Annotated in this window: 17 protein-coding genes and 1 tRNA gene; 4 read left to right on the forward strand and 14 right to left on the reverse strand. The window is 44.0% G+C overall.

The genetic code is table 11. From position 1 onward, the window contains the following. Positions 1–225: 225 nt before the first annotated feature. Entirely contained in the window at positions 226–1275 is a 1050-nt protein-coding gene (locus tag FTU90_RS07085) for an NADP(H)-dependent aldo-keto reductase (protein WP_100355096.1), read from the reverse strand. A 190-nt stretch (positions 1276–1465) separates the two neighbouring features. Continuing rightward, a complete protein-coding gene (crp, locus tag FTU90_RS07090) occupies positions 1466–2173 on the reverse strand; it encodes a cAMP-activated global transcriptional regulator CRP (RefSeq protein ID WP_005171629.1) in 708 nt (235 codons plus the stop codon). Between the two features lie 147 nt (positions 2174–2320). On the opposite strand from crp, the gene FTU90_RS07095 reads away from it, so the two are divergent. Then, positions 2321–2743 carry an OsmC family protein gene (locus FTU90_RS07095; RefSeq protein ID WP_005171632.1) on the forward strand — a complete coding sequence of 141 codons (423 nt, stop codon included), beginning with the start codon at positions 2321–2323 and terminating at the stop codon, positions 2741–2743. 88 nt (positions 2744–2831) lie between these two features. Here FTU90_RS07095 and FTU90_RS07100 read toward each other — a convergent pair whose 3' ends face one another. The 8 genes from FTU90_RS07100 to efp form a co-directional block, all read right to left on the reverse strand. Then, positions 2832–3869, reverse strand: a complete 1038-nt coding sequence (locus FTU90_RS07100; RefSeq protein ID WP_180072105.1) for a metallophosphoesterase — start codon at positions 3867–3869, stop codon at positions 2832–2834. Between the two features lie 328 nt (positions 3870–4197). Further along, positions 4198–4274 (reverse strand) — tRNA-Val (locus FTU90_RS07105). 47 nt (positions 4275–4321) lie between these two features. Further along, a complete protein-coding gene (locus FTU90_RS07110; protein ID WP_180072106.1) occupies positions 4322–6313 on the reverse strand; it encodes a DUF3488 and transglutaminase-like domain-containing protein in 1992 nt (663 codons plus the stop codon). 13 nt (positions 6314–6326) lie between these two features. Then, positions 6327–7232: a DUF58 domain-containing protein gene (locus FTU90_RS07115; protein WP_180072107.1), complete on the reverse strand. Its 906-nt coding sequence runs from the start codon at positions 7230–7232 to the stop codon at positions 6327–6329. A gap of 12 nt (positions 7233–7244) precedes the next feature. Further along, complete coding sequence (locus FTU90_RS07120; protein WP_005096506.1) at positions 7245–8207, reverse strand: MoxR family ATPase; 963 nt, start codon at positions 8205–8207, stop codon at positions 7245–7247. Between the two features lie 431 nt (positions 8208–8638). Then, a complete protein-coding gene (locus FTU90_RS07125) occupies positions 8639–8941 on the reverse strand; it encodes a YbdD/YjiX family protein (protein WP_005096505.1) in 303 nt (100 codons plus the stop codon). 10 nt (positions 8942–8951) lie between these two features. Further along, a complete protein-coding gene (locus FTU90_RS07130) occupies positions 8952–11051 on the reverse strand; it encodes a carbon starvation CstA family protein (protein WP_005171642.1) in 2100 nt (699 codons plus the stop codon). 171 nt (positions 11052–11222) lie between these two features. Continuing rightward, positions 11223–11792 (reverse strand): elongation factor P, encoded by a 570-nt coding sequence (gene efp, locus FTU90_RS07135; RefSeq protein ID WP_180072108.1) that lies wholly within the window; start codon positions 11790–11792, stop codon positions 11223–11225. 385 nt (positions 11793–12177) lie between these two features. Between efp and epmB the strand changes: the two genes are divergently transcribed. Genes epmB through FTU90_RS07150 form a run of 3 tightly spaced genes read left to right on the forward strand, consistent with a single transcriptional unit; the run spans position 12178 to position 17102 of the window. After that, positions 12178–13200, forward strand: coding sequence for an EF-P beta-lysylation protein EpmB (gene epmB / locus FTU90_RS07140; protein WP_180072109.1), 1023 nt, complete (start codon positions 12178–12180; stop codon positions 13198–13200). Positions 13201–13209: 9 nt separating this feature from the next. Next, positions 13210–14955: a GTPase gene (locus tag FTU90_RS07145; RefSeq protein WP_180000251.1), complete on the forward strand. Its 1746-nt coding sequence runs from the start codon at positions 13210–13212 to the stop codon at positions 14953–14955. Continuing rightward, positions 14937–17102, forward strand: coding sequence for an EAL domain-containing protein (locus tag FTU90_RS07150; protein ID WP_180072111.1), 2166 nt, complete (start codon positions 14937–14939; stop codon positions 17100–17102). Before FTU90_RS07145 ends, FTU90_RS07150 begins: the two co-directional genes overlap by 19 nt. An 84-nt stretch (positions 17103–17186) precedes the next feature. Here the strand turns inward: FTU90_RS07150 and rpmE are convergent, their stop codons facing one another. From rpmE to FTU90_RS07170, 4 genes are all read right to left on the reverse strand, one after another. Next, complete coding sequence (gene rpmE / locus FTU90_RS07155; protein ID WP_005096496.1) at positions 17187–17411, reverse strand: 50S ribosomal protein L31; 225 nt, start codon at positions 17409–17411, stop codon at positions 17187–17189. A 195-nt stretch (positions 17412–17606) separates the two neighbouring features. After that, positions 17607–18587: a bile acid:sodium symporter family protein gene (locus tag FTU90_RS07160; RefSeq protein ID WP_005171651.1), complete on the reverse strand. Its 981-nt coding sequence runs from the start codon at positions 18585–18587 to the stop codon at positions 17607–17609. A 145-nt stretch (positions 18588–18732) separates the two neighbouring features. Then, positions 18733–19134 carry a lactoylglutathione lyase gene (gene gloA, locus FTU90_RS07165; RefSeq protein ID WP_005096493.1) on the reverse strand — a complete coding sequence of 134 codons (402 nt, stop codon included), beginning with the start codon at positions 19132–19134 and terminating at the stop codon, positions 18733–18735. A 1-nt stretch (position 19135) separates the two neighbouring features. Next, entirely contained in the window at positions 19136–21301 is a 2166-nt protein-coding gene (locus tag FTU90_RS07170) for an MFS transporter (protein WP_180072113.1), read from the reverse strand. Between the last annotated feature and the right edge of the window lie 194 nt (positions 21302–21495).

The following is a 21495-nucleotide window of genomic DNA, read 5'->3' on the forward strand; positions in this document are numbered from 1 at the left end:
GATAAAGAAAAATTAGTTCAGCAACTTCCGTATGGCTTTCGCTCATACTTTTGTTTGGGACAAAGTAGTTTCATGATTCATTTTTATAAGAGCATCTTTTATGGATGATGTTTTAATTATGCGGATTTGACGATCCTTTCCCATACTCTTTTTCATTAAAATAAGCGTGTAATCAACAATAAAAAAACACCCTCAATCAAGGGTGCGTCTAAATAACGATAAAAATTATGGAGCCGGATTTGGCTGCTGACAGTGAATCGCTTCAATACCTTTCAGTACGTCTTCAGATAAATCGATTTCAAAGGCCTGAATATTTTCTTTTAACTGATCCAGATTGGTGGCCCCAATAATAGTACTGGTTACAAAGAACTGCTGTTTGATAAAGGCCAAAGCCAATTGCGTCAAAGTCAGACCATGCTGCTCGGCCAGTTGTGCATATTGTTCGGTCGCCCATTCACTTTCCGGATTGCTATAGCGGCTAAAGCGCGAATATAAAGTAACCCGAGCATTGGCAGGACGCGCACCATGACGGAATTTACCGGTCAGATAACCGAATGCCAAAGGTGAATAAGCCAACAGGCCTACACCTTCGTATTTGGCAATTTCTGACATGCCCATTTCATAAGTACGATTCAATAAGCTATAGGGATTTTGCACACTGACAAACTTAGATAAACCAAGTTTTTCAGCCAGATGTAAAAATTTCATGGTGCCCCATGGGGTTTCATTGGACAGGCCGATATAACGAATGCGGCCTTTTTGAATCTCTTGATGTAAAGCGGTTAAGGTTTCTTCCAGATCTGTTACTGCACGATCTTCTGCCGCTTCTGCATTACCATAGCCCAGCTTGCCAAAGAAATTGGTTGGACGTTGCGGCCAGTGCAGCTGATATAAATCGATATAATCGGTTTGCAGACGTGCCAAGGACTGGTCAATCGCTGATGCAATTTCATCTGCAACGAAACGGGTTCTGCCATCCCGGATATGACTGCCGCCTTGTGAAGGACCGGCAATTTTTGAGGCCAGAAAAAGTTGGTCACGGCCACCGCGAGAGGCAATCCAGTTACCAATCATACGCTCGGTTGCACCCTGGGTTTCAGGTTTCGGCGGAACCGGATACATTTCCGCAGTATCCCAGAAATACATTCCCTGATCCAAAGCATAATCCAGTTGCTGAAAAGCCTCTTCCTGTGTGTTTTGCTCACCAAATGTCATGGTGCCCAAACAAATTTCCGGCAAAAGAATGCCTGTATCTGCCAATGGTCTGAACTGCATAAAAAAATATCCTTAAAATTTATCGGTCGTTTATTGCGATCACATGCGCTATAGCCTATCGGAATGATAAGGGGACTTAAATTATCTTTTCTAAAAAGCTTGTGCCAAATTGTTATGTTCAAATGAATTTGTGCTTTTAAAGTAGGGATAAAAAAAGCAAATCAGAAGATTTGCTTTTTTTATTTTTGACTTATTCGTCTTCGAGCTCACCGGCACTGACCGTTTCTGGCTCCTCCAGAGAAACATCGAAAATCAGAATGGCTTTACCATCGGTTTCAATCATCCCCTGTTCTTCAAGTGTCTTCAGTACACGGCCGACCATTTCGCGGGAACAACCGACAATACGGCCAATTTCCTGACGGGTAATACGAATCTGACGGCCATTTGGTAAAATCATCGCCTCAGGCTGAGAAGACAAGTCGATCAGGCAACGTGCAATACGGCCTGAAACATCAATGAATGCCAGATCAGTCACTTTACGTGTGGTATTTTTCAGACGGCGTACCAGCTGAGCAAATACCGCATAGCTCAGATCAGGATATTGCTTGCTGATTTCATGAAAATTTTCATAGGTGATTTCAGCAATTTCACACACATCACGTGTACGAACTTCTGCAGTACGTTGTGGATTTACCTCAAATAAACCCATTTCCCCAAAAAAGTCACCTGGATTTAAATATGCCACGACAATCTCACGATCATCATCTTCACGAAGAATGATGGATACAGACCCCTTCAAAATCAAATACAAAGATTTAGATTCTGATCCTGCATCAATGATCGTAGTACGTTTTGGATAACGATTAATATATGCACGTTTTAACAGTGCTTTCACGGATTCTGGTAATTGCCCCGGAGAAAGCGCATCTGTGCTCAATTGTGAAAAGTTTGAAGTCATGCTTACGGTTCCGAATATGGATAATGTATAGATCGCACAAGACCTAATGTGAACTTGTCACACAGTGGGATTGAAATTCCGTATCAACCCAATTTATGTTAGTGTACAGTTACTTGACAAATTTATAGCTTTTTTTAGGTAGTTGCAATGCAAACAAGCGTTCATTGGTTAGAGAATGTTGCTTTTGAAGCAAAAACTCAAAGTGGTCATACCATCATTATGGATGGTTCAGCGGAATATGGCGGTGAAAACCGTGGTCCCCGTCCAATGGAACTCCTTTTAACCGGTCTGGGTGGCTGTGCATCTTTTGATATTGTGACCATTTTGAAGAAAGCTCGTCAGGATATTAGCGATGTACGTTGTGAGTTAAAGGCTGAACGTGCGGATACAATTCCGGCAGTTTTCACGAAAATTCACTTACATTTTGTCGTGACAGGCAAAGCCATTAAAGAGAAACAGGTGGCAAAAGCCGTAGAACTTTCTGCAGAAAAGTATTGCTCTGCCAGCAAAATGCTTTCGGATGGCGGCGTTGAAATTACCCATGATTATGAAATTATCGAAGCAGAATAAACTTGCAATCTTCTAAAAAAAGCAGCCTGAATGGCTGCTTTTTTATCTCAACAAATTGCCGGGGAAAACTTCTGAAGACTCTATCTGATTAAGTTCCTTGAACCAGGTAATGGGTGCCATCTTCAAAGATCAGAATATTGTCTGGAAATCTTAAAGCGCCAAGTCGATGTCTGAACGCAATGCCCTGTTGACGATCGAGATAGCGTTTGCCCACTGAATAATCCACACAAAATACGTTTTGCTGTTGTCCATACCATTGCAGTGCATTGATCGATTTAAATAGTCCGGCCTTTTCTTCAGTAGTGTTAAAGTTTCGCCAATAATGCCCGGTAATCACTGGAATTTGATCGGTATAGCTGTCCCACCATGGCAAACGATCGATCATGCGCCATCGGCCACCGGCGTAAATGGGTTGCACCGCGATCTGTTCTGCACCTGAAGTGATGACCCGAATTGGATTGTGCATTTGCTCACGCAGCTCTTTTTCCGCAAGATGCTGTAGTAATGGCATGGTGGCGGCAGGATCTTGGAATTGATGTTGATGGCTTTGTTGTTCTTTCTGAATGCATTCATTAATTCCTAAGGCTTGTAAATCCTGCACCGTCTGCTGAACAAAATGATCATAAGCTTCTCTGAGCGAATTGAAATGAGAATCACGTAATCGATCAATGGATTGCTGATGCCAACAGGCATGTACCACACGCAGCTGCTCAGACTCGAGCGCCACCGGCAAGCGATTTAAAAAATCCAGAATCCACTTACGGTCTGTGGCTGAAGCCTGTATGGAATCAAAAGGTTTCAGATCATCCTGATGCGGTGAACCAAAAAACCAGCCATTGCCTTCCCGAAAAGTATCGGTCAACAGGTTCAATTCATGATTCCCCATCACACATTGTGCATAGCCTTCATCTACTAGCTGTTTGACCCGCTTGATCACCGCGACACTATCCTGCCCCCGATCACACAGATCACCAACAAAAATCAGTTTACGCTGTTCAGGATGACGACCGTGCCGGTCATAACCCAATACATGAATCAGTTGTTCCAGTGCTGCAATCTCGCCATGAATATCCCCAACGATATCCACGGGGCCAGTGAAAGCCTGTTGTATAAATGAATATTTCACTTATGCATCCTGAGTTAAAATGAAGCCAGATGAACATCCTTGGAGTATGCTTTAAATTTGTTTAGATCGGAATACAGAACACTAGATACTTTAAATAGTTCAGTTAAAATATGTCAGGTTTAAATAAAGATTTTTTATAAAATATATTTTATCTTGATTTTAAAATGACCTAAAAAATACCAGCCATAATCCTTATATACTTTAAGAGTTTAGTCCTGCTATTTTTGTATTTTCTGAGTGCGGGCTGGACTTTATGAAACAATTAAATTTATTACATTAAAATTAAGTCATAAAAAAGCCCATTCTTTGAATGGGCTTTTTTGAATCTTGGTAGGTATAAGCAGACTCGAACTGCTGACCTCTACGATGTCAACGTAGCGCTCTAACCAACTGAGCTATACACCTAGAATGCATGGCATATTATAAATTTTTCTGACTGAAGACAAGTCTTTTCATTTGATTTTCAAACTATCAGCACAAGTTTTAAGCAAATCCTTGAATTTTTTCAATTCTTGATCAGTAAGTTCTACTCCTGAATAAAGATATTTTTCAAAAATCCGGATTGCTTCTATAAATGCAGACTGATTTTCAATCTTAACCTGTTGGGATAAACGCTGCATCCAGTGATGAAAAGTTTCCGCAGGCTGTTTTTTGAGATCATCAGCTAAAGATTGATTCAACTGTTGGATAGCACGATCAAATGGGGATTGAGCCTGTCGGGCTTTTAGATAAATTCTGAGTCCATAGGCTAGAATCAGTAATGCAATACTGCCGAGCAAAACGATAATACTCGAATAAACCGAACTCAGACCTAATTTTGATAGCCAGTTCTGTTGCGATTCTGCATTATAACCCACCACCTTGCTTTGCCACTGGTAGCTGGCATAATCGCTCCAGACCCGCATCTTGGTCATCCACTGATTATTCTGCGATGTCCAGGTCGAATTATTTGACCAGACTCTTTCATCTTGAGACAGCAGGTTTTGCATTCCGCCATCTATACGTTGCGGCGCAATCATGGCGGTCGGATCAAAGCGCTGCCATTTCTGATCTAACCAGACTTCTGTCCAGGCATGAGCATCCAGTTGCCGGACTTCCCAACTCTTACGATCCGGTGCCAGTTCCCCACCCTGATAACCAGTCACCACACGTGCAGGAATCCCGACATAACGCATCAGCATGACAAAACTCGATGCATAATGCTCACAAAACCCTTGCCGCGAATTAAATAGAAATTCATCAATCCGGTTTTGTCCCAACTGGCCCGGTTTCAGGGTATAAACAAAGTTATTCTGCTGATACCAGTTCAGAATGTTCTGCACATAACGGCGTGGATCTTCAGCACTTTGCGTATATAGGCGTTGTGCCAGCTGCTGCGCTTGAGGGTCGAATCTGCGCTGTACCTGGGTATTGATTCGCGCGAGATATTGACCTACAGCCTGAGGATCATATTGTGTCCCCATCCACTGCAGCGGAATCGGTTCAACGCGTTGCGTGAGTCGTCGCGGTACAATACTCCAGTCCTGACGGTTATAATAACGGCGCTCCACAGGTATTGATTTTTCCAGCCCCATGATCCAGAACACCGAAGGATCCGCAGCCAGATATTGATAGTTCCATCCAACCGGCACTGGCGAGCTATCCATGGGCTGTCGCATTAAAGGTTGCTGATTGACGAAACTGCTGGTCCAGCGTTGACCATCATATTCATCCAGTACCAAGGCGCGCCAATACAGCTCTGAACGCGGTGGGAGTTTACTGACATCACCGATAATCCGGAAAGCCAATGCACTAGACTGCGATAATTCAGCAATATCACCGGGCGACATGCTGTCGCTAATACCGGTCACACCTTTATTTTCTGGGATGGGAATATGCCAAAGTGGTGGCAAACGCGGGAAGAAAATAAACAGCAGCAGGAAAAATGGAATGGCGTACAGGATAAACTTCGCTACATGCTTGGCATCCTGTTGTAATGCTGCACGCTGGGTGGTCTGCTCCTGCTCAAACTCGCTGGTCTGAATCCGGTACAGGCCAATCAGACAGCTGATTAAACACAGCACAATCACGATCGCCATGCCAAATGACTGACTGTATAAAAATGAACTGGCAGCGACAAACAGGGCAAAATTAAACAAAATAATTAAGTCACGCCTGTTTTTACTTTCCAGTGATTTGGCAAATAAAAATGTCGATAAAACTGCCACTCCAGCTTCAACACCAATAAAGCTCTGATAACTTAAATAAATACTGCCCAGTGCCAAAACTGTGAGCAAGAAGGTGCCAATTTTAGGAAATGGCTGCTGACGTTTCAGATAAATCCAGATACACAGAATACTGATGGCAAAAATAATGCTGAGTAAAACAGGAATAAATGCCATTTGGGCGATGAGAATCAGGCTCAAGGTCAGTACAATCGAAGTACGGATTTTTGCATTGATCATTGCTTTATCTGCCTTAGGCCTGTGCCAATAACTGTTTGGCTTTACGCAGTTGCGCTTCACCTGCACCCTGTGGCAATTCGGCTTGGGGCAAATGCAGTGCATAAGCACATTGTTGTTGCTCGCATTGCTCGATCAGTCCCATCATAAATTCAAGTTTTTCTTCATGTGATTGCGTCGGCATATGTTCATAATGAATCTCGATACTGTGTTCATCCTGATACTGCTCAAAAACCTTGACATATAAGCCCTGTCCTCGGGCAAACTGCTTCCAGGATACCGACTGCAAGGAATCGCCAGTCTGGTAATTTCGCAGCTCGCGAAATTCATCCATATCTGGTTCAAAGCGGTTCAGATGGTATTTATTTTCTGCACTAAAAACTTCCGCTTTGGGCGCAACCCAGGCAGTATGCTGATGATAAAGATAAGTCCAGGCCCGAACCAATCCAAAAGGATAAACCGAATATATTTGAATGACGGGATAATCAAATTTACCGCGTTGCTCTGCATAAAATGGCAGGATAAACTGCTGCTTCTGTGCATTCAGATAAACTTTGTGTAGCTGATTTCCAGCTTTAATATACAAATAATGTGGTCGAACTTGCTGCTGCTGAAAATACATTTGCAGATTCAGACTGTGTCCGACCTGCCCCACTTCATCCGCGATTAATTCAATTTTTAAGCCATGCAGCTGCTTAAATGTCAGATAAAAACTGATACACAGCACAGCACTGATTAAAAAGCAGAAACCTAAAATCAGGTTGTTGGCATAATTTACCCCTGCCACAAAGGTGATCAAGATCAACACCAGATACAGATAGCCCTGCTGATAAATAAATACCAAGACGTCTTTCTGCGAGAGCTGTTTCTGCTGAGAAAATTGAAAGCGTTTGGCCAGCCATTTTTGCCAGGTTTTATCCAAGAGAGAACTCCTTTAGCTGACCGCAACCTGTTGCATGACATTCAAAGTTTCAGCTTCACTCAAACCCAGACGATGTGAAGTCACCGCCACAAATACGGCCTGTACGTCATCCGCTGTGACAAAGGCACGTTGCTGAATCAGCGCATGTGCTTGTGCTGCACGCTTGAGTGCCAATAAACCACGGGTGGACAGGCCATGACGGTTCTTGCGGGTTTCTTCCGCCAGATCGAGCAGATATTCCTGAATCGCTTCACTCATAAAGACCTGATGCGCCAGACTTTGCAGATCCAGAATTTCATCTTCAGTAAAAATATGCGCCAGACTGGCAATTAGGGCAAAACGGGATTCCTGCTGTAATAACAGCTTCTCGGCATGACGCGATGGATAACCCAAAGACAAACGCATCAGAAAACGATCCAGCTGCGATTCCGGCAAGGCATAAGTGCCGCTTTGAAACAGCGGGTTTTGCGTGGCAATCACCCAGAATGGTTTTGGCAAGGCATAGCGTACGCCATCAATGGTGGCATAACCCTCTTCCATGGCTTCAAGTAAGGCACTCTGGGTTTTGGGGCTACAACGGTTAATTTCATCTGCCAGTAAAATCTGGGTGAAAATCGGGCCTTGTTTAAACTCGAACTGATGTTCTTTCTGGTTAAACATATTAATGCCGATGACATCGCTGGCCAGCATATCGTTGGTAAATTGAATCCGCTGGAACTTCAACCCTGCCAGATGTGCCAGACTACTCGCCAATGTGGTTTTCCCCAGACCCGGTAAATCCTCAAATAGAACATGACCACCTGCAATCAGACAGCACAGCGCCAACTTGGTCTGGGCCTGCTTGTCCAGTACGATGGCATTGACCTCTTCAAAAAAATGCTGGATCTTGGGCGCATAACTTGCAATCTTTTGTTCAAGCACAGTATTGAGATGTGCAGTATCGTTATTTTCCTTTTGTTTCATGCCCCAGATCACACTAATTTTCCTAATAAAACACGGTCTAGGATTAACATACACTGAAATTTTAATTTCCCCAAAAGATCAATTCTCTATCTGTGTAACTGAATGAGAATACCCGCGACAAAATGGCGAAAATTCAAATAAAAATAGGTGGGTTTTATCAAGTACGGAGAAAATGGCAACATAGAAAACAGGCAAAAAAACCGGTTCAAGAAGAAATCATTTTTTCTTCGAGTGCGAGTATTAATACCTCGTATACATTTTATTTATGATAGTTAAAACACCATACTTAAAAGGTATGCAGATTTATTTTTATCCTGGATTTGAATCAAGAATATTCTGAAACAACTGAGTGAATGAAATGAGAGGTCATTCGCTCGGCCATTTTTAAGACCGATATTTAGGCATAAAAAAGCGCCCCGAAAGGCGCTTGTTTTACTCAATGATTAACACGGACACTTTTTCATCCCGCCGCCTGCCGATGGATAACGCGAATCCACACAGTGACGATAAAATGTTTTCGGGTCCATCGCTTCCAGGTCTGGATGATGCTTGCGCATATGCTCCACATAGGTCTGGTAATCTGGCACCCCAACCATCAGGCGGAAACTTTGCTGCAAGCGTTGCCACAAGGTCGCAATACGTGACCAGTTTTTCGGATTCAGAATCAAATCCTTTTGTGACATCACGGTCATTTTGATGATTTTATAAATCATGGTTTTTCCGCTTTTGGCAAATTTCAGATTCATAAGACTCTCCTTAATGACCTTTCGCTGGCTGAATGTCTTCAGGATCGCGATAGATGGCTTCCGCTTCATGCACAGAAGGATTCGGATCTGCTAAAGCACGACGAATCACGCGAATCGCGGCGAACAGCATCACAAAAGCAACGATCATAAAAAAGGCACAAAGTGCGGCATTAATCTGATTCGACATGGCCACAGTCTGCATTTCTGCAATACTTTTAGCCGGCGCCAGGATTTCATTATTGGCGATGGCCGTATTGAAACGATCAGCTTGTGCCAGGAAACCAATCTTCGGATTTTCGTGGAAAATCTTCTGCCAGCCGGCAGTCATGGAAGTAATGAACAGGAAAACGGTCGGGATAATGGTGACCCAGACATATTTCTGTTTTTTCATTTTGAACAGAATGACTGTACCGAGAATGAGCGCCATCGCAGCCAGAATCTGGTTACCAATACCAAATAGCGGCCATAAGCTGTTAATGCCGCCGAGTGGATCGACCACGCCCTGATAGACGAAGAAGCCCCAACCTGCGACTGCAACCGCAGTACCCAGCAAGTTACCAAAGAAATTATGCGAGTTTTTCACCGCAGGAATCACGATGCCGACTGTATCCTGCACCATAAAGCGACAGGCACGCGTACCGGCATCTACCGCTGTCAGAATGAATAGAGCTTCAAACAGAATCGCAAAGTGATACCAGAACGCCATCATTTCACGGCTATTAAAAATTTCCGTGATGATATGCGCCATACCAATCGCAAAAGTCGGTGCACCACCTGTACGTGACAGAATCGAGTTTTCACCGACTTCTTGAGCCAATAAAGTCAAGGCTTCAGGAGTTACCACAAAACCAAGGGTACGCACTGCTTCTGCCGCACTTTCTGCGGTAGTCCCGAGTAAGGCGGCTGGCGAGTTAATCGCAAAATAAATTCCCGGATCCAGAACTGCGGCACAGATCAAAGCCATGATCGCCACAAAAGATTCCATCAACATACCGCCATAACCGATCACACGGATATCGCGTTCGTTATTGACCAGTTTCGGTGTCGTTCCCGAAGAGACCAAGGCGTGGAAACCGGAAATCGCACCACAGGCAATGGTAATAAACAGGAATGGGAACATGGAGCCTGCAAATACCGGGCCAGTACCATCAATAAACTTGGTCACCGCTGGCAGTTTCATTTCAGGCATGGCAAACAGAATACCAATCGCCAGACCGGCAATTACACCAATTTTCAAGAAAGTGGATAGATAATCACGTGGCGCAAGCAACAGCCACACCGGCAATACTGATGCAATAAATCCATAGATAATCAATGCCCAGGTCAGCTCAGTTCCCGATAGTGTGAAGAACGGCCCCCAGTACGGATGTTGCGCGATGTTTTCACCGTAGATGATCCCGAGCATCATCAATACAAAACCAATAATCGACACTTCTGCAATTTTACCCGGACGGATAAAACGCATATACACGCCCATAAAGATCGCAATCGGAATCGTGGCAGCAATACTGAACACGCCCCACGGACTATTGGTTAAGGCTTTGACGACCACCAGTGCCAACACCGCCAGGATGATGATCATCACGCCTAAAGCACCCAGCATGACGATAATACCGGCAAAGGTGCCGAGTTCCTGCTTGGCCATTTCACCGAGTGAACGACCGTCACGACGGGTCGAAATAAACAGCACCAGAAAATCCTGTACCGCACCGGCCAGTACTACACCGACCAAGAGCCAGATGGTTCCGGGCAAATAACCCATTTGCGCGGCCAGGATCGGACCGACCAGCGGGCCTGCACCGGCAATTGCAGCAAAGTGATGGCCAAACAAAACACTTTTATTGGTTGGCACATAGTCCAGACCATCGGCCAGACGATGCGCAGGGGTTAAACGGCGTTCATTCAGCTCAAATACTTTGGTGGCAATAAACAGGCTATAGAAACGGTAAGCAATGCTATAGACACAGGCAGCTGCCAGTACCAGCCAGACTGCATTGACATGCTCACCCCGACTCAGGGCCAGCACTCCAAAGGAGACTGCACCCACTATGGCTACCAAAAGCCAAATTATTTTCGAAGTCAGCGTGGACTTCTTTTGTAAAGTTTCCATTCAATCCCTCATATTGTGATGCATACAAATCAGCGCGGTTGTTGTTGTTCGAAGTACTGCTGTTTTCCCTTGCGACTTTACGCCTGTTCTTTTCACTTTCCTCTAAGACTTTGGCATAAAAAAAGGGATGATCTAGATCATCCCTCTCGATAATAGTCTATTTTAAAACCATTATGCACGTTCTAAATAATCACCAGTACGGGTATCTACACGAACGCTTTCTTCTTGCTGTACGAATAATGGAACACGTACCACAGCACCTGTTTCAAGTTTCGCCGGCTTACCGCCACCGCCAGAAGTATCACCACGAACGCCTGGATCAGTTTCAACGATTTTAAGTACCACGAAGTTCGGTGGAGTCACGTTTAACGGCACGCCATTGAACAGCATAATGGTACATTTTTCATTTGAATCGTCTTTTAACCATTTTGCAGCCTCGCTCATCGCTGTTTTATCAGCTGCGATCTGTTCAAACGATACAGGATCCATAAAGTTCCACATTTCGCCATCGTTGTACAAGTATTCCATTTCTACTTCAACGATATCAGCCGCTTCTAGGTTCTCGCCTGATTTGAATGTTTTTTCCAGAACTTTACCTGATTTAAGGTTACGTAATTTTACGCGGTTGAAGGCTTGGCCTTTACCTGGTTTTACGTATTCGTTTTCCATGATTGAACATGGGTTACCATCAAGCATAACCTTAAGGCCTGATTTGAAATCATTCGTAGAATAATAGGCCATGACTGGCGCACTCCAAACTTACTAACTTTAATCTATCGATGCTAAGGGCTGTTGCAATGTCATTTAGCAAGTCTGACACGAACATTAAGTTGCCACATGCACATTCATTTAATGTTACGTATTCTAAATGAGCAATGGCGCTCGCCGCAATGAAAAATTCCGCTTTCAGCCCTTCACACTGCCTAAGTTAGCATCAGGCATGAAAATCCTTTGTTTATTCATGTCTTGCTGGACGCTAAAATGCCATCCGGCTGTCATCATTTTTGACATACATATAGTCATGACGACAAACTTTATCGCACAGCAGATTATTCTGGTTCTCGACAAACTGTTAAACTGCAACCCTCTGGCCTTGCCCTCCCACTTCTACTGTTAATCTTCCAGCATGACGAATTATTTATATCAAGAACAAAACTGGCAATCACAGCTTAGCGACCTGATTACCGATCCGCACGAACTGCTTGAACTGCTGCAACTCGCACCGGCGCAGCTGCTCTCAGGTGCCATTTTGGCTAGTGAACAGTTCAAATTACGCGTGCCACGTGCTTTTGTCGGCAAAATGCAGCCAGGCAATCCTTTAGACCCGCTACTGTTACAAGTCCTGCCGCATCATCTGGAGCTGGAAGATCATCCGGGATTTGTTACCGATCCCTTGGGCGAAGAGCAGGCCAATCAGCAGCCCGGCGTATTACATAAATATAAATCGCGTTTCTTGCTGACGCTGACCGGTGCCTGTGCCGTGCATTGTCGTTACTGTTTCCGCCGGCATTTTCCTTATCAGGACAACCTGCCTAAAAATGAAGACTGGATCAATATCAAGCAATATCTGGAAAGCCAGCCTGATATTAATGAAGTGATTCTGAGCGGTGGTGATCCACTGACCTTATCCAACCGGAAATTGCAACTCTGGATCGAGCGGCTAGAATCTCTACCACAGCTCAAATTTTTAAGAATACATTCACGAGTTCCCATTGTGATCCCTAACCGGGTGGACGAAGAGCTACTTAGCATGTTAAAAAACAGTAGGCTACGTATTATTCTGGTGGTACACTCCAACCATGCATCGGAGCTGGATGACTTCACCTGCAAGCGTTTGAACCAGTTGGTTCAACAACAGATTACTGTGCTGAATCAGACAGTTTTATTAAAAGGTGTGAATGATTCTGCTCAGGTTTTGACAGATTTAAGCTATCGCTTGTTTGATGCCGGGGTGATGCCGTATTATTTACATGTACTTGATAAAGTAAAAGGTGCACATCATTTTGATTTACCACCTGATGACATTTATGAGATTTATACTGAAGTTTTAGCGAACCTTCCGGGGTATTTGGTTCCTAAACTGGTTCGAGAAATAGCGGGCGAGAACAATAAGACACCGCTTTTTGGGGTTTCAACATTTTTGAGTTAAATAATAAAGATGAGCAAGCATACGTCCGACATTTTTCAGACACCGACGGAACTCACACGGGATCAGCTGAGCTTTTGCCCGACGACTGCCAAAGCTTTGCAAGAGTGGGTTTCCGGTATTTCAATTTTGCAACTGGGAAATTCATCCAAATCCCTGTTTAATGCCTTATTAGAAATTTCTGAGCTGAAATGCACAGAAACCCTGCGCTTTGACCTGATTCAGGTCTTGCATCCGACCCTTGAAAATGTTCTGACCAGTCTGGAAAAGCATTTTGTCAATCAGGGGCTGATTACTTCGGATCGTAACGATCAAATCATTGAACTGGCCATGCTGCTGCGTAGCCATTTTGCCAAAATTTATATTGATATCGTCAAACGCTGTAATCATCAACTGACCCATCAAAAATTTTCCCTGTTTTCTCTGGGTAAAAAGAAAAGCATTCAAACCGCGCGTATGGTGTCGATTTATTATGCTTTGCAACAGCTCAGCCTGCTGTTATATCAACAGCATATGTTATACAGCACACCGGATATGGGGCAATGGTTGGCTGCACATCAACTGCTTGAATGTGCAATCGAAAATAATTTCTACCAAAGCAATATCAATCAGGTTTTAGGCACCCAGCACGAGATCCAGAATATTGCACATGCTTATGCTCAACTAATTTTACTGGATATTTTTAATACCCATCAGATTCGCCCTGCAGAAATTCAGGGGCTGTACCTATGCAGTTTTGACTGGGCCAAACTGGTGCAGATTCTACCGAAAGAAACCACACTGTCCCGCTATGTGGTGGATGCCAGCAAAGATCACCCCCCGATCTTTAATTCGCATCAGGGTGAAAATTTTCAGCCAAGCTTCTATATTTCCACCCAGAATCTGATGGAACATTTGACCCATACTCAAAGCAAAAATGCCCAGTATCTGTCGCGTAATGAAAAACTGTTCCTGACCCCTGCACTACATTTTCATATCTATAATCTGCTCTCGAATAATATCGAACGCCGTCACGAACGTTATGAATATTCAGCCCAGATCAATATCTGCTTTGGCTTGACGGTGGCACATTTTTATCTATCCAAAGGTAAAAACTTTAACGAGACCCTGGAACTTGAGGCCAATTATAATTTCCAGAGTGAAAGCAGTTTTGTCAGCTCAATGGAAAATGCCATTCCAAGTGGTTTTAGCAGCATCAAGGCCCTCGATCGCGAAACCAAACAGATTCATAGTGCTGAAGTTCTGGATATTAGTGTCAATGGTTACCGGATTAAATGGACTGGTATTACCCCTGCCAATCTGAAAACCGGTGAATTTATTCTGGTTCAGGAAAAATCACAGCGTCAGTGGCGTGGTGGTGTGATTCGCTGGATCAAGCAATCGACCGACAAGAGTCTGGAAATTGGTCTGGAAGTTCTGGCTCAGGAATTATTCCCTTGCGCGGCTTATAGCCGTACCGAACGCCATCATGTCAATTATCAGCCTGCACTGCTGGTAAAAATGACGCAACTGGATCAGGTCACGACCAGTGTGATTGTCTCTGGTTCACAGATGTTTAGGGAAAAACAAACCATTCATTTACGCCTCGGTCAGAAAGAATTAAAAATCTATCTGACCAAAGCACAACTGATTACGCAGAGTTTTATCCGTTTTGATTATGAATTATTGAATGATCAAGAAGAAGAAATGATAGAAAACTTTATCGGTCAGCACATGAATGAAAGCAGAAATCATGATTTATGGGAAGCATTGAAGTGAGAAATCCATTATTGTCTAAAAAGTTAAAACGTACCGAAACACGTTTACTGATTATTGATGATAATCAAATTAGATATAACCAAATCCGTGATCTTCTGACCAGCAATGACTATCAGGTCGATGCTGTCCTGCTTGATGATTTGCAATCTTTTGAAAAACAGTTAAATTTTAACTGGGATCTGATTATCTTTGGCCGTGCTTATGATCTGAAATATGAACAGGCCTTAAGTCTGGTGCGTCTTTCCCAGCAGTCTCATCTGCCGATGATTTTGCTTAAACCGGATGACTATCAGGCTGAACACTATGCCCAGTATATTCATAAAGGAATTTATGACATTCTCAATTTTGACTACCTGGAACGCTTTTATGTGGGACTGGTTCGGGCATTGTCATTTAGCCGTGTATCGCAGACCCAGCAACATTTGCTCAATGAACTGGAAGCAGCACAAAGTCAGACACAATCCTTAGTCGAAGATAGTAACCGTGCCATCGCAACCATTCAAGAAGGGATTCATATTCAGGCCAATGCAGACTATCTGAAACTGTTTGGCTTACAAAGTGAAGACGAGATTATTGGCCTGCCGCTGCTAGATCTATTACAACCTTCTGATCTAAACGACTTTAAAACACGTTTCAAAAAGATTTCTCAAGGCCAGGTCGATTTAGGCCGGGTTGAAATCCACTCTCTTAATCCGCGTGTCGCCACATCTAACCCATTAAAACTGGAATTCTTGCCATCCAGCGCTGAAGAAGATGCACTACAAATTACTATTGATACTCAGGCTCAAGCAGGCAATACCGAGAAGCCGGCCGGAAAACCGAGTACTTTCCAGCTCCTTAAACGTGAAATAACCAAACAGTCCGCACCTGTAAATGCCATAGTAACTTTCTCTTTAAGTTCCTATGAACCAGAAGTTCTACAGTCTGAGTGGACGACGTTTAGTGGATATTTCAAAGCTGTTAAAGAATTCCTCAAAGAACAAACCCATGTTCCATTATTCAAGCTGGAATATGACGTCCTTGTCGGTCTGTTCCAGGCAGATTCCAAAGCAATTCTTGAATCCAAACTGATCGGATTAAATGCACTCAGCAAGCCACAATTAGTGACAGTGGGACAAAATTCGTTCCCGCTCAATTTACGCATGGGTTATGTGGTTCTGGAACAGGGTTTAAATGATGAAGCGCACTGCAATGAACTGATTGCACGAGCCTTCTCTACGTCTTTACCTCAAGCAGAAGTAGCACCTGAATTTGTACTGGATATTCCTGCTTCACTGAGCAACCAGCCATCTCTAGAAATGCCGCAGATCGATTTTAGTGTGGCTGAAACACCAATCGAAAGCCCAACAGTTGCGGTGATCAGTCCAGCAGTCAGCTCTATTCCTGCGGCGACACCTCATATCCTGAAAGCTTTGAGTGAATGTCTGGATCGTGGTGAAATCCATTTAAAATATCAGCAGTTGTATGATAAAGAAGATACCCGCCTTTATACTTATGAAGTGACCAGCGGCTTCATTTATGAGAATAAATGGCAGGATATTTCTACACTCCTTGAACTGCATGAAGATGATGAGCTGTCGATTAAACTGGATCGCTGGATTCTGGTTGAAGCCAGTAAACAGTTGCACAACTTTATTACCCAGTATCCGGATGCGACCTTAATCGTGAATTTGAACCGTGCGGTACTCTTTAAAGACCGTAGCTTCCCGGAATTTATTTCCAAGCTGATTACGATTATTCGCAGCAAAGTCCGACATCCGCTGATCCTGCAATTCTCAGAAGAAGATATTCTGCTGAATCAACAGGATGCGCAGAAATATCTACGTGTTCTGCATGAACATGGCGCGCTGATTGCGCTGCGTGATTTTGGTCAATCGATGTATGGTCCGAATTTGCTGCGTGAGCTGGAAATAGATGGTGTCAGCTTGCATTCCAGCTTGACCCAGATGCTGAATAACGAGACTGGAGTCGAGCAGCTGCAGGAAAAAATCACCAGCTATAATGATATCAAACCGCTGAATATTCTGGTCCGCGAATTAAATGATATGACCCTGTTCGCCAATGCCTGGAATGTTGATGCCCGCTTTATTCAAGGGGATTATTTCCAGAAAAAACTCGATCACCTGATTGATGTACAAGAGCATTAAATAGTTATATGCCTGCCATGCGGTTATTTTCCAAATGGCAGGCACAAAAAAACGGGCTTGAGGCCCGTTTTTTCATTTTGGGTATTAACGTTTAACAGAACGTGACATACCAGCAAAACGTTGTTTGAACTTGTCGATACGACCGCCAGTGTCAACGTTCTTTTGCTTACCAGTGTAGAATGGGTGGCAAGCTGAACATACGTCTAGGTAAAGTGTTTCTTTACCAGCAGCTGAACGAGTTTCGATTACGTTACCACATGAACAAGTCGCAACTAAAGTTTCATATTTTGGGTGAATATCGGCGCGCATGGTCGATTACTCCATTAGATTCAAGAAGGTTTAGCTGTCATCGCTATTGATCACTCTCAAATGAGGAAGCAGGAACAAAGTTCATGCAGATCAACACCACAACAGACCATTCTTTTGGCCCACCGAGACGGATACCGTCAGAGCTAAGCACAACAAGTGGGCATTATTATACGTGAAATGAATTTAATATGCGAATTATTCTTCTGCTTCTGACTCAGCCTCTTTGGCCCACACATTGGCAATAATCCCGCAAACCATCAATTGAATCTGATGAAAAATCATGATCGGCAAGACAATCATGCCCAGTGGCTGGCCAATAAATAGAATTTGTGCCATCGGCACGCCACTGGCCAGGGTTTTTTTAGAACCGCAGAAAAATACCGTTTTCTGGTCAGCGCGACTAAAACCCAGCCAGCGTGGGATATACAGCGACAACAGCATCACCAGGGTCAAAAGCACCGAACAGGCTAGCAATAACAGCAATAATGTACTGAGACTGACTTCATTCCAAAGTCCCGCTACTACGGCGCTACTAAAAGCACCATAAACCACCAGTAAAATTGAGCCTTGATCAAAGACCTTGACGATTTTTGGCATTTTCATCATTTTTGGATAAATCCAGGGACGTAAAATTTGCCCCAAGATAAAAGGTACCAATAACAACAGCGTAATCTGGATAATCGAAGCGGTTGGGTCAAACCCGTGCTCAGATTGACCTAAAATGAAAAATGCGACCAATACCGGGGTGATAAACATGCCGATAATATTAGAAAAAGATGCACTACAGACAGCACCGGCCACATTCCCATGTGCGACGGAAGTAAAAGCAATCGAAGACTGAACGGTGGATGGCAGGAAGCACATAAACAGGAAGCCCCAGTACAGCTCCTGCCCGAGCATTGGCAATAAAATCGGCTTGGCCAGCAAACCTAGAATAGGAAACAAGGCAAAAGTCAGTGCAAAGACCAAAGTATGTAATTTCCAGTGCATGATCCCCTCCACCACCGCTTCGCGGGACAGCTTGGCACCGTGTAGGAAAAATAGAATGGCAATCGCGCCTGTCGTGATCCAGCCAAAAACTTCAGCGGCCTGTCCGGAGACAGGCACTACACTGGCCAACAGCACCATGACAAATAGCAATATCGTAAAGCGGTCCAATGCCAACAATTTAAGCATCTGCTGTTCTTCCCTTAAAGTTTTATTGTTCGATAAAAAAATGCCCGGCTATCTTAACAGATGCCGGGCCCATGCTATGCACTCAGGTTGATGTAATATTTTCATCTATACGTGAATACATTTCATCTATCACGCTACATCCCACTTAGTTATTACGTGCATCCTGATCTTGCTGGATCAGCTCGATTTTATAGCCATCTGGGTCTTCTACAAATGCAATGACAGTCACACCGCCTTTCATTGGACCAGCTTCACGCACGACATTACCACCACGTGCCTTGATCTCTTCACATGCCTTATAAGCATCATCGACTGCAATCGCGATATGACCATAGGCATTGCCCAGCTCATAGCTGTCTGTATCCCAGTTATGCGTCAATTCAAGTACGGTGTGATTTTCTTCATCGCCATAACCGACAAAAGCCAGGGTAAAACGGCCCTCTTCGTAATCACGTTTACGAAGCAAAGTCATGCCAAGTACTTCAGTATAGAACTTGAGCGATTGTTCTAAATTGCCTACACGTAACATGGTATGCAGCATGCGCATATTAATCATCCTTCTGTACAGATTGTTGTTGGTGTTCACCGAGCAGTTTTGCGACCCAAACCACCAGAATCAGGATCGGAATCCCAATTAACGTGGTCATGAGGAAGAATTTCGGATAACCAATATTGGTCACTATAGTACCCGAATATCCACCTAAAATCTTGGGAGTCAGGGTCATGAGTGAGCTAAAAATCGCATATTGAACTGCGGTAAATGACACACTGGTCAGGCTCGACAAGAATGCAATAAACGCAGCACCCGCAAGTCCGGCAGCCAGATTATCGACAATAATGGCAAAATAAAGCCACTTGTCGCTATAAGGTTTGATGACCTTACCACTGACTTCGATCATGTCGGAACTACTGCCATCTATCACCGCCAAAGGCTGAATATCAACATCCAGATTCTGGCCAGGGATGAGCTGATCATTGACCTGATAAACATGTGTGGTTTGCTGAAGCGCCTGGCCATCTTGCATCAAGACTGCACTGACAATATGTGCGGGTGACTGAATCAGTTGCTGCGCAGGAATCGCGGCAGTAAATACGCCTTCACTTTCTAATTTTGCCTCAAGATTCTGATCATTGATTTGTAAAACAATCTTTTGATTCGGTTGCAGCGCTGCACCGACATATTGACCACGTACCACAATGGTCTTGCCCTGTTCAGCGACATTGAGGGTATTGTCACTGGTGATCGGCAGGATCTGTAACTGGGTGCTGCCCTGTTGTGCAGTCAAATACGGCATGCTGACCTGTACAGGCTGAGTAGCATGATCTGAATTTAGATAGCTGGCTGTCACTTGCAGTTGCTTACTCTGCGCTAAAACATCACTGGGTACATTCAGCTTCCAGTAACCGACTTCATCGGTATCGGCCTGATAAACCTGATTAGCGACCCTAACTTCGACAGCTGCCAGTTTTTCACCAGATTTGACCAGTCCAATAAAAATCAGGTTGGTGGAACAGGCCAGCACGGCACCGACAAACATCAGTTTCATGATGTTCATTTTCTGGGCCAGTAAACCACCGAGAAAACCACCAATTAAAGAGAAAATCACCCCATAGACTTTGACCGCTTCGGCAATCTGCTCTTTACTGAAATTCAGGTCTTGATAAAAGACGTTGGAAATGACCCCGGCAATGATATCGGAAACCCGATAAAAACCAATCAATAACAACAGCACCAATGCCAGTTTTAAGCCATAGCGCCTAAAGAAGTCTGCAACCGGATTAACCCAGGTTTCATAGGCCATCTGCTTGTTGACTGCACCCATTTTCACCAAGCTTGCGCCAATGGCAAAGGCAATCGCACCGGAACCAATAAAGCGTAAGGCTTCAAAGCAGAACAAGGTAAAAGTATCTTGAATGGTGAACTGTTCGGTAATACTGACGACCAGATTGCCGGAATAGATATAGCTCAGTACAAAGCTGATCACTGCGACAAAAAACACTGCGACTAAACGGAAATAATCACTGCGCAGATAATGTTTAGGCACACGGTCAACCTGCGGTTCCCGAATGCAAAGCGTGGTGACAATCCCGACCAGCATTACCCCGGCCATGGCCAGATAAGTCCATTTCCAGGCATCATAGATATAGTTGCCTTTCGCAGTTCCCAAATAGGCTGCCAGAAACAAGGCACCAGCACCGGCCACGATCATCCCGATCCGGTAACCGGCATTATAGGTGGCGGCCAATACGGTCTGCATCTGGGTTTCCGCCAGTTCAATCCGGTAGGCATCAATCACAATATCCTGTGTTGCTGCGGAGAAACCAAGCAGGACTGCACCGAGCGCCATTTGCTGTAAATGTGTTGCACCCAAAGCCGGATCAGAAAAGGCCATAATTGAAATGGCACAGACAATCAGAATCTGCGCAATCAGCAACCAGGCACGACGATGCCCCAGAGCCTTGGTCAGAAATGGGACTGGCAGTTCATCAATGAGCGGTGCCCAGACGAATTTAAACGAATAGCCCAATGCGGCCCAGCTAAAAAAAGTGACTGCACTTTTGCTGATTCCGGCCTCACCTAACCATAAAGACAGACTGGAAAAAATCAGAAGAATCGGCACACCAGCCGAAAATCCCAAGAACAGCATGATCAATGCACGTCGATCTAAAAATGCTGTAAATGCGGATTTCCAACCCGTCGTTTGTGTTGTCATTGCTTTATTATTTTCCGCAGAAAAACCAATTGCTGCTATTCAATCCTGTAATAGCGTATCTTTCAACAAGATTTATATATTTATCACATTTCCGGTTTTTTATTTTCTGGCAAAAGCGACATGTTGGCTTGAATTTTTCAAGTAAATCTGTATACCTTAACTCTCATCAACGTAATATTTCGTTTTGGATTTTC

The organism is Acinetobacter sp. YH12200 (assembly GCF_013418175.1).
GTDB classification, from domain to species: domain Bacteria; phylum Pseudomonadota; class Gammaproteobacteria; order Pseudomonadales; family Moraxellaceae; genus Acinetobacter; species Acinetobacter pseudolwoffii.

Coding starts and splice junctions, on each gene's coding strand:
- FTU90_RS07125 (WP_005096505.1), bottom strand. CDS start 8,941: ATGAATCTGAAATTTGCCAAAAGCGGAAAAACCATGATTTATAAAATC.
- gloA (WP_005096493.1), bottom strand. CDS start 19,134: ATGCGCATGCTGCATACCATGTTACGTGTAGGCAATTTAGAACAATCG.
- FTU90_RS07085 (WP_100355096.1), bottom strand. CDS start 1,275: ATGCAGTTCAGACCATTGGCAGATACAGGCATTCTTTTGCCGGAAATT.
- epmB (WP_180072109.1), top strand. CDS start 12,178: ATGACGAATTATTTATATCAAGAACAAAACTGGCAATCACAGCTTAGC.
- crp (WP_005171629.1), bottom strand. CDS start 2,173: ATGACTTCAAACTTTTCACAATTGAGCACAGATGCGCTTTCTCCGGGG.
- FTU90_RS07110 (WP_180072106.1), bottom strand. CDS start 6,313: ATGATCAATGCAAAAATCCGTACTTCGATTGTACTGACCTTGAGCCTG.
- FTU90_RS07160 (WP_005171651.1), bottom strand. CDS start 18,587: ATGCTTAAATTGTTGGCATTGGACCGCTTTACGATATTGCTATTTGTC.
- FTU90_RS07130 (WP_005171642.1), bottom strand. CDS start 11,051: ATGGAAACTTTACAAAAGAAGTCCACGCTGACTTCGAAAATAATTTGG.
- rpmE (WP_005096496.1), bottom strand. CDS start 17,411: ATGCGCGCCGATATTCACCCAAAATATGAAACTTTAGTTGCGACTTGT.
- FTU90_RS07170 (WP_180072113.1), bottom strand. CDS start 21,301: ATGACAACACAAACGACGGGTTGGAAATCCGCATTTACAGCATTTTTA.
- FTU90_RS07145 (WP_180000251.1), top strand. CDS start 13,210: ATGAGCAAGCATACGTCCGACATTTTTCAGACACCGACGGAACTCACA.
- FTU90_RS07150 (WP_180072111.1), top strand. CDS start 14,937: ATGGGAAGCATTGAAGTGAGAAATCCATTATTGTCTAAAAAGTTAAAA.
- FTU90_RS07095 (WP_005171632.1), top strand. CDS start 2,321: ATGCAAACAAGCGTTCATTGGTTAGAGAATGTTGCTTTTGAAGCAAAA.
- efp (WP_180072108.1), bottom strand. CDS start 11,792: ATGGCCTATTATTCTACGAATGATTTCAAATCAGGCCTTAAGGTTATG.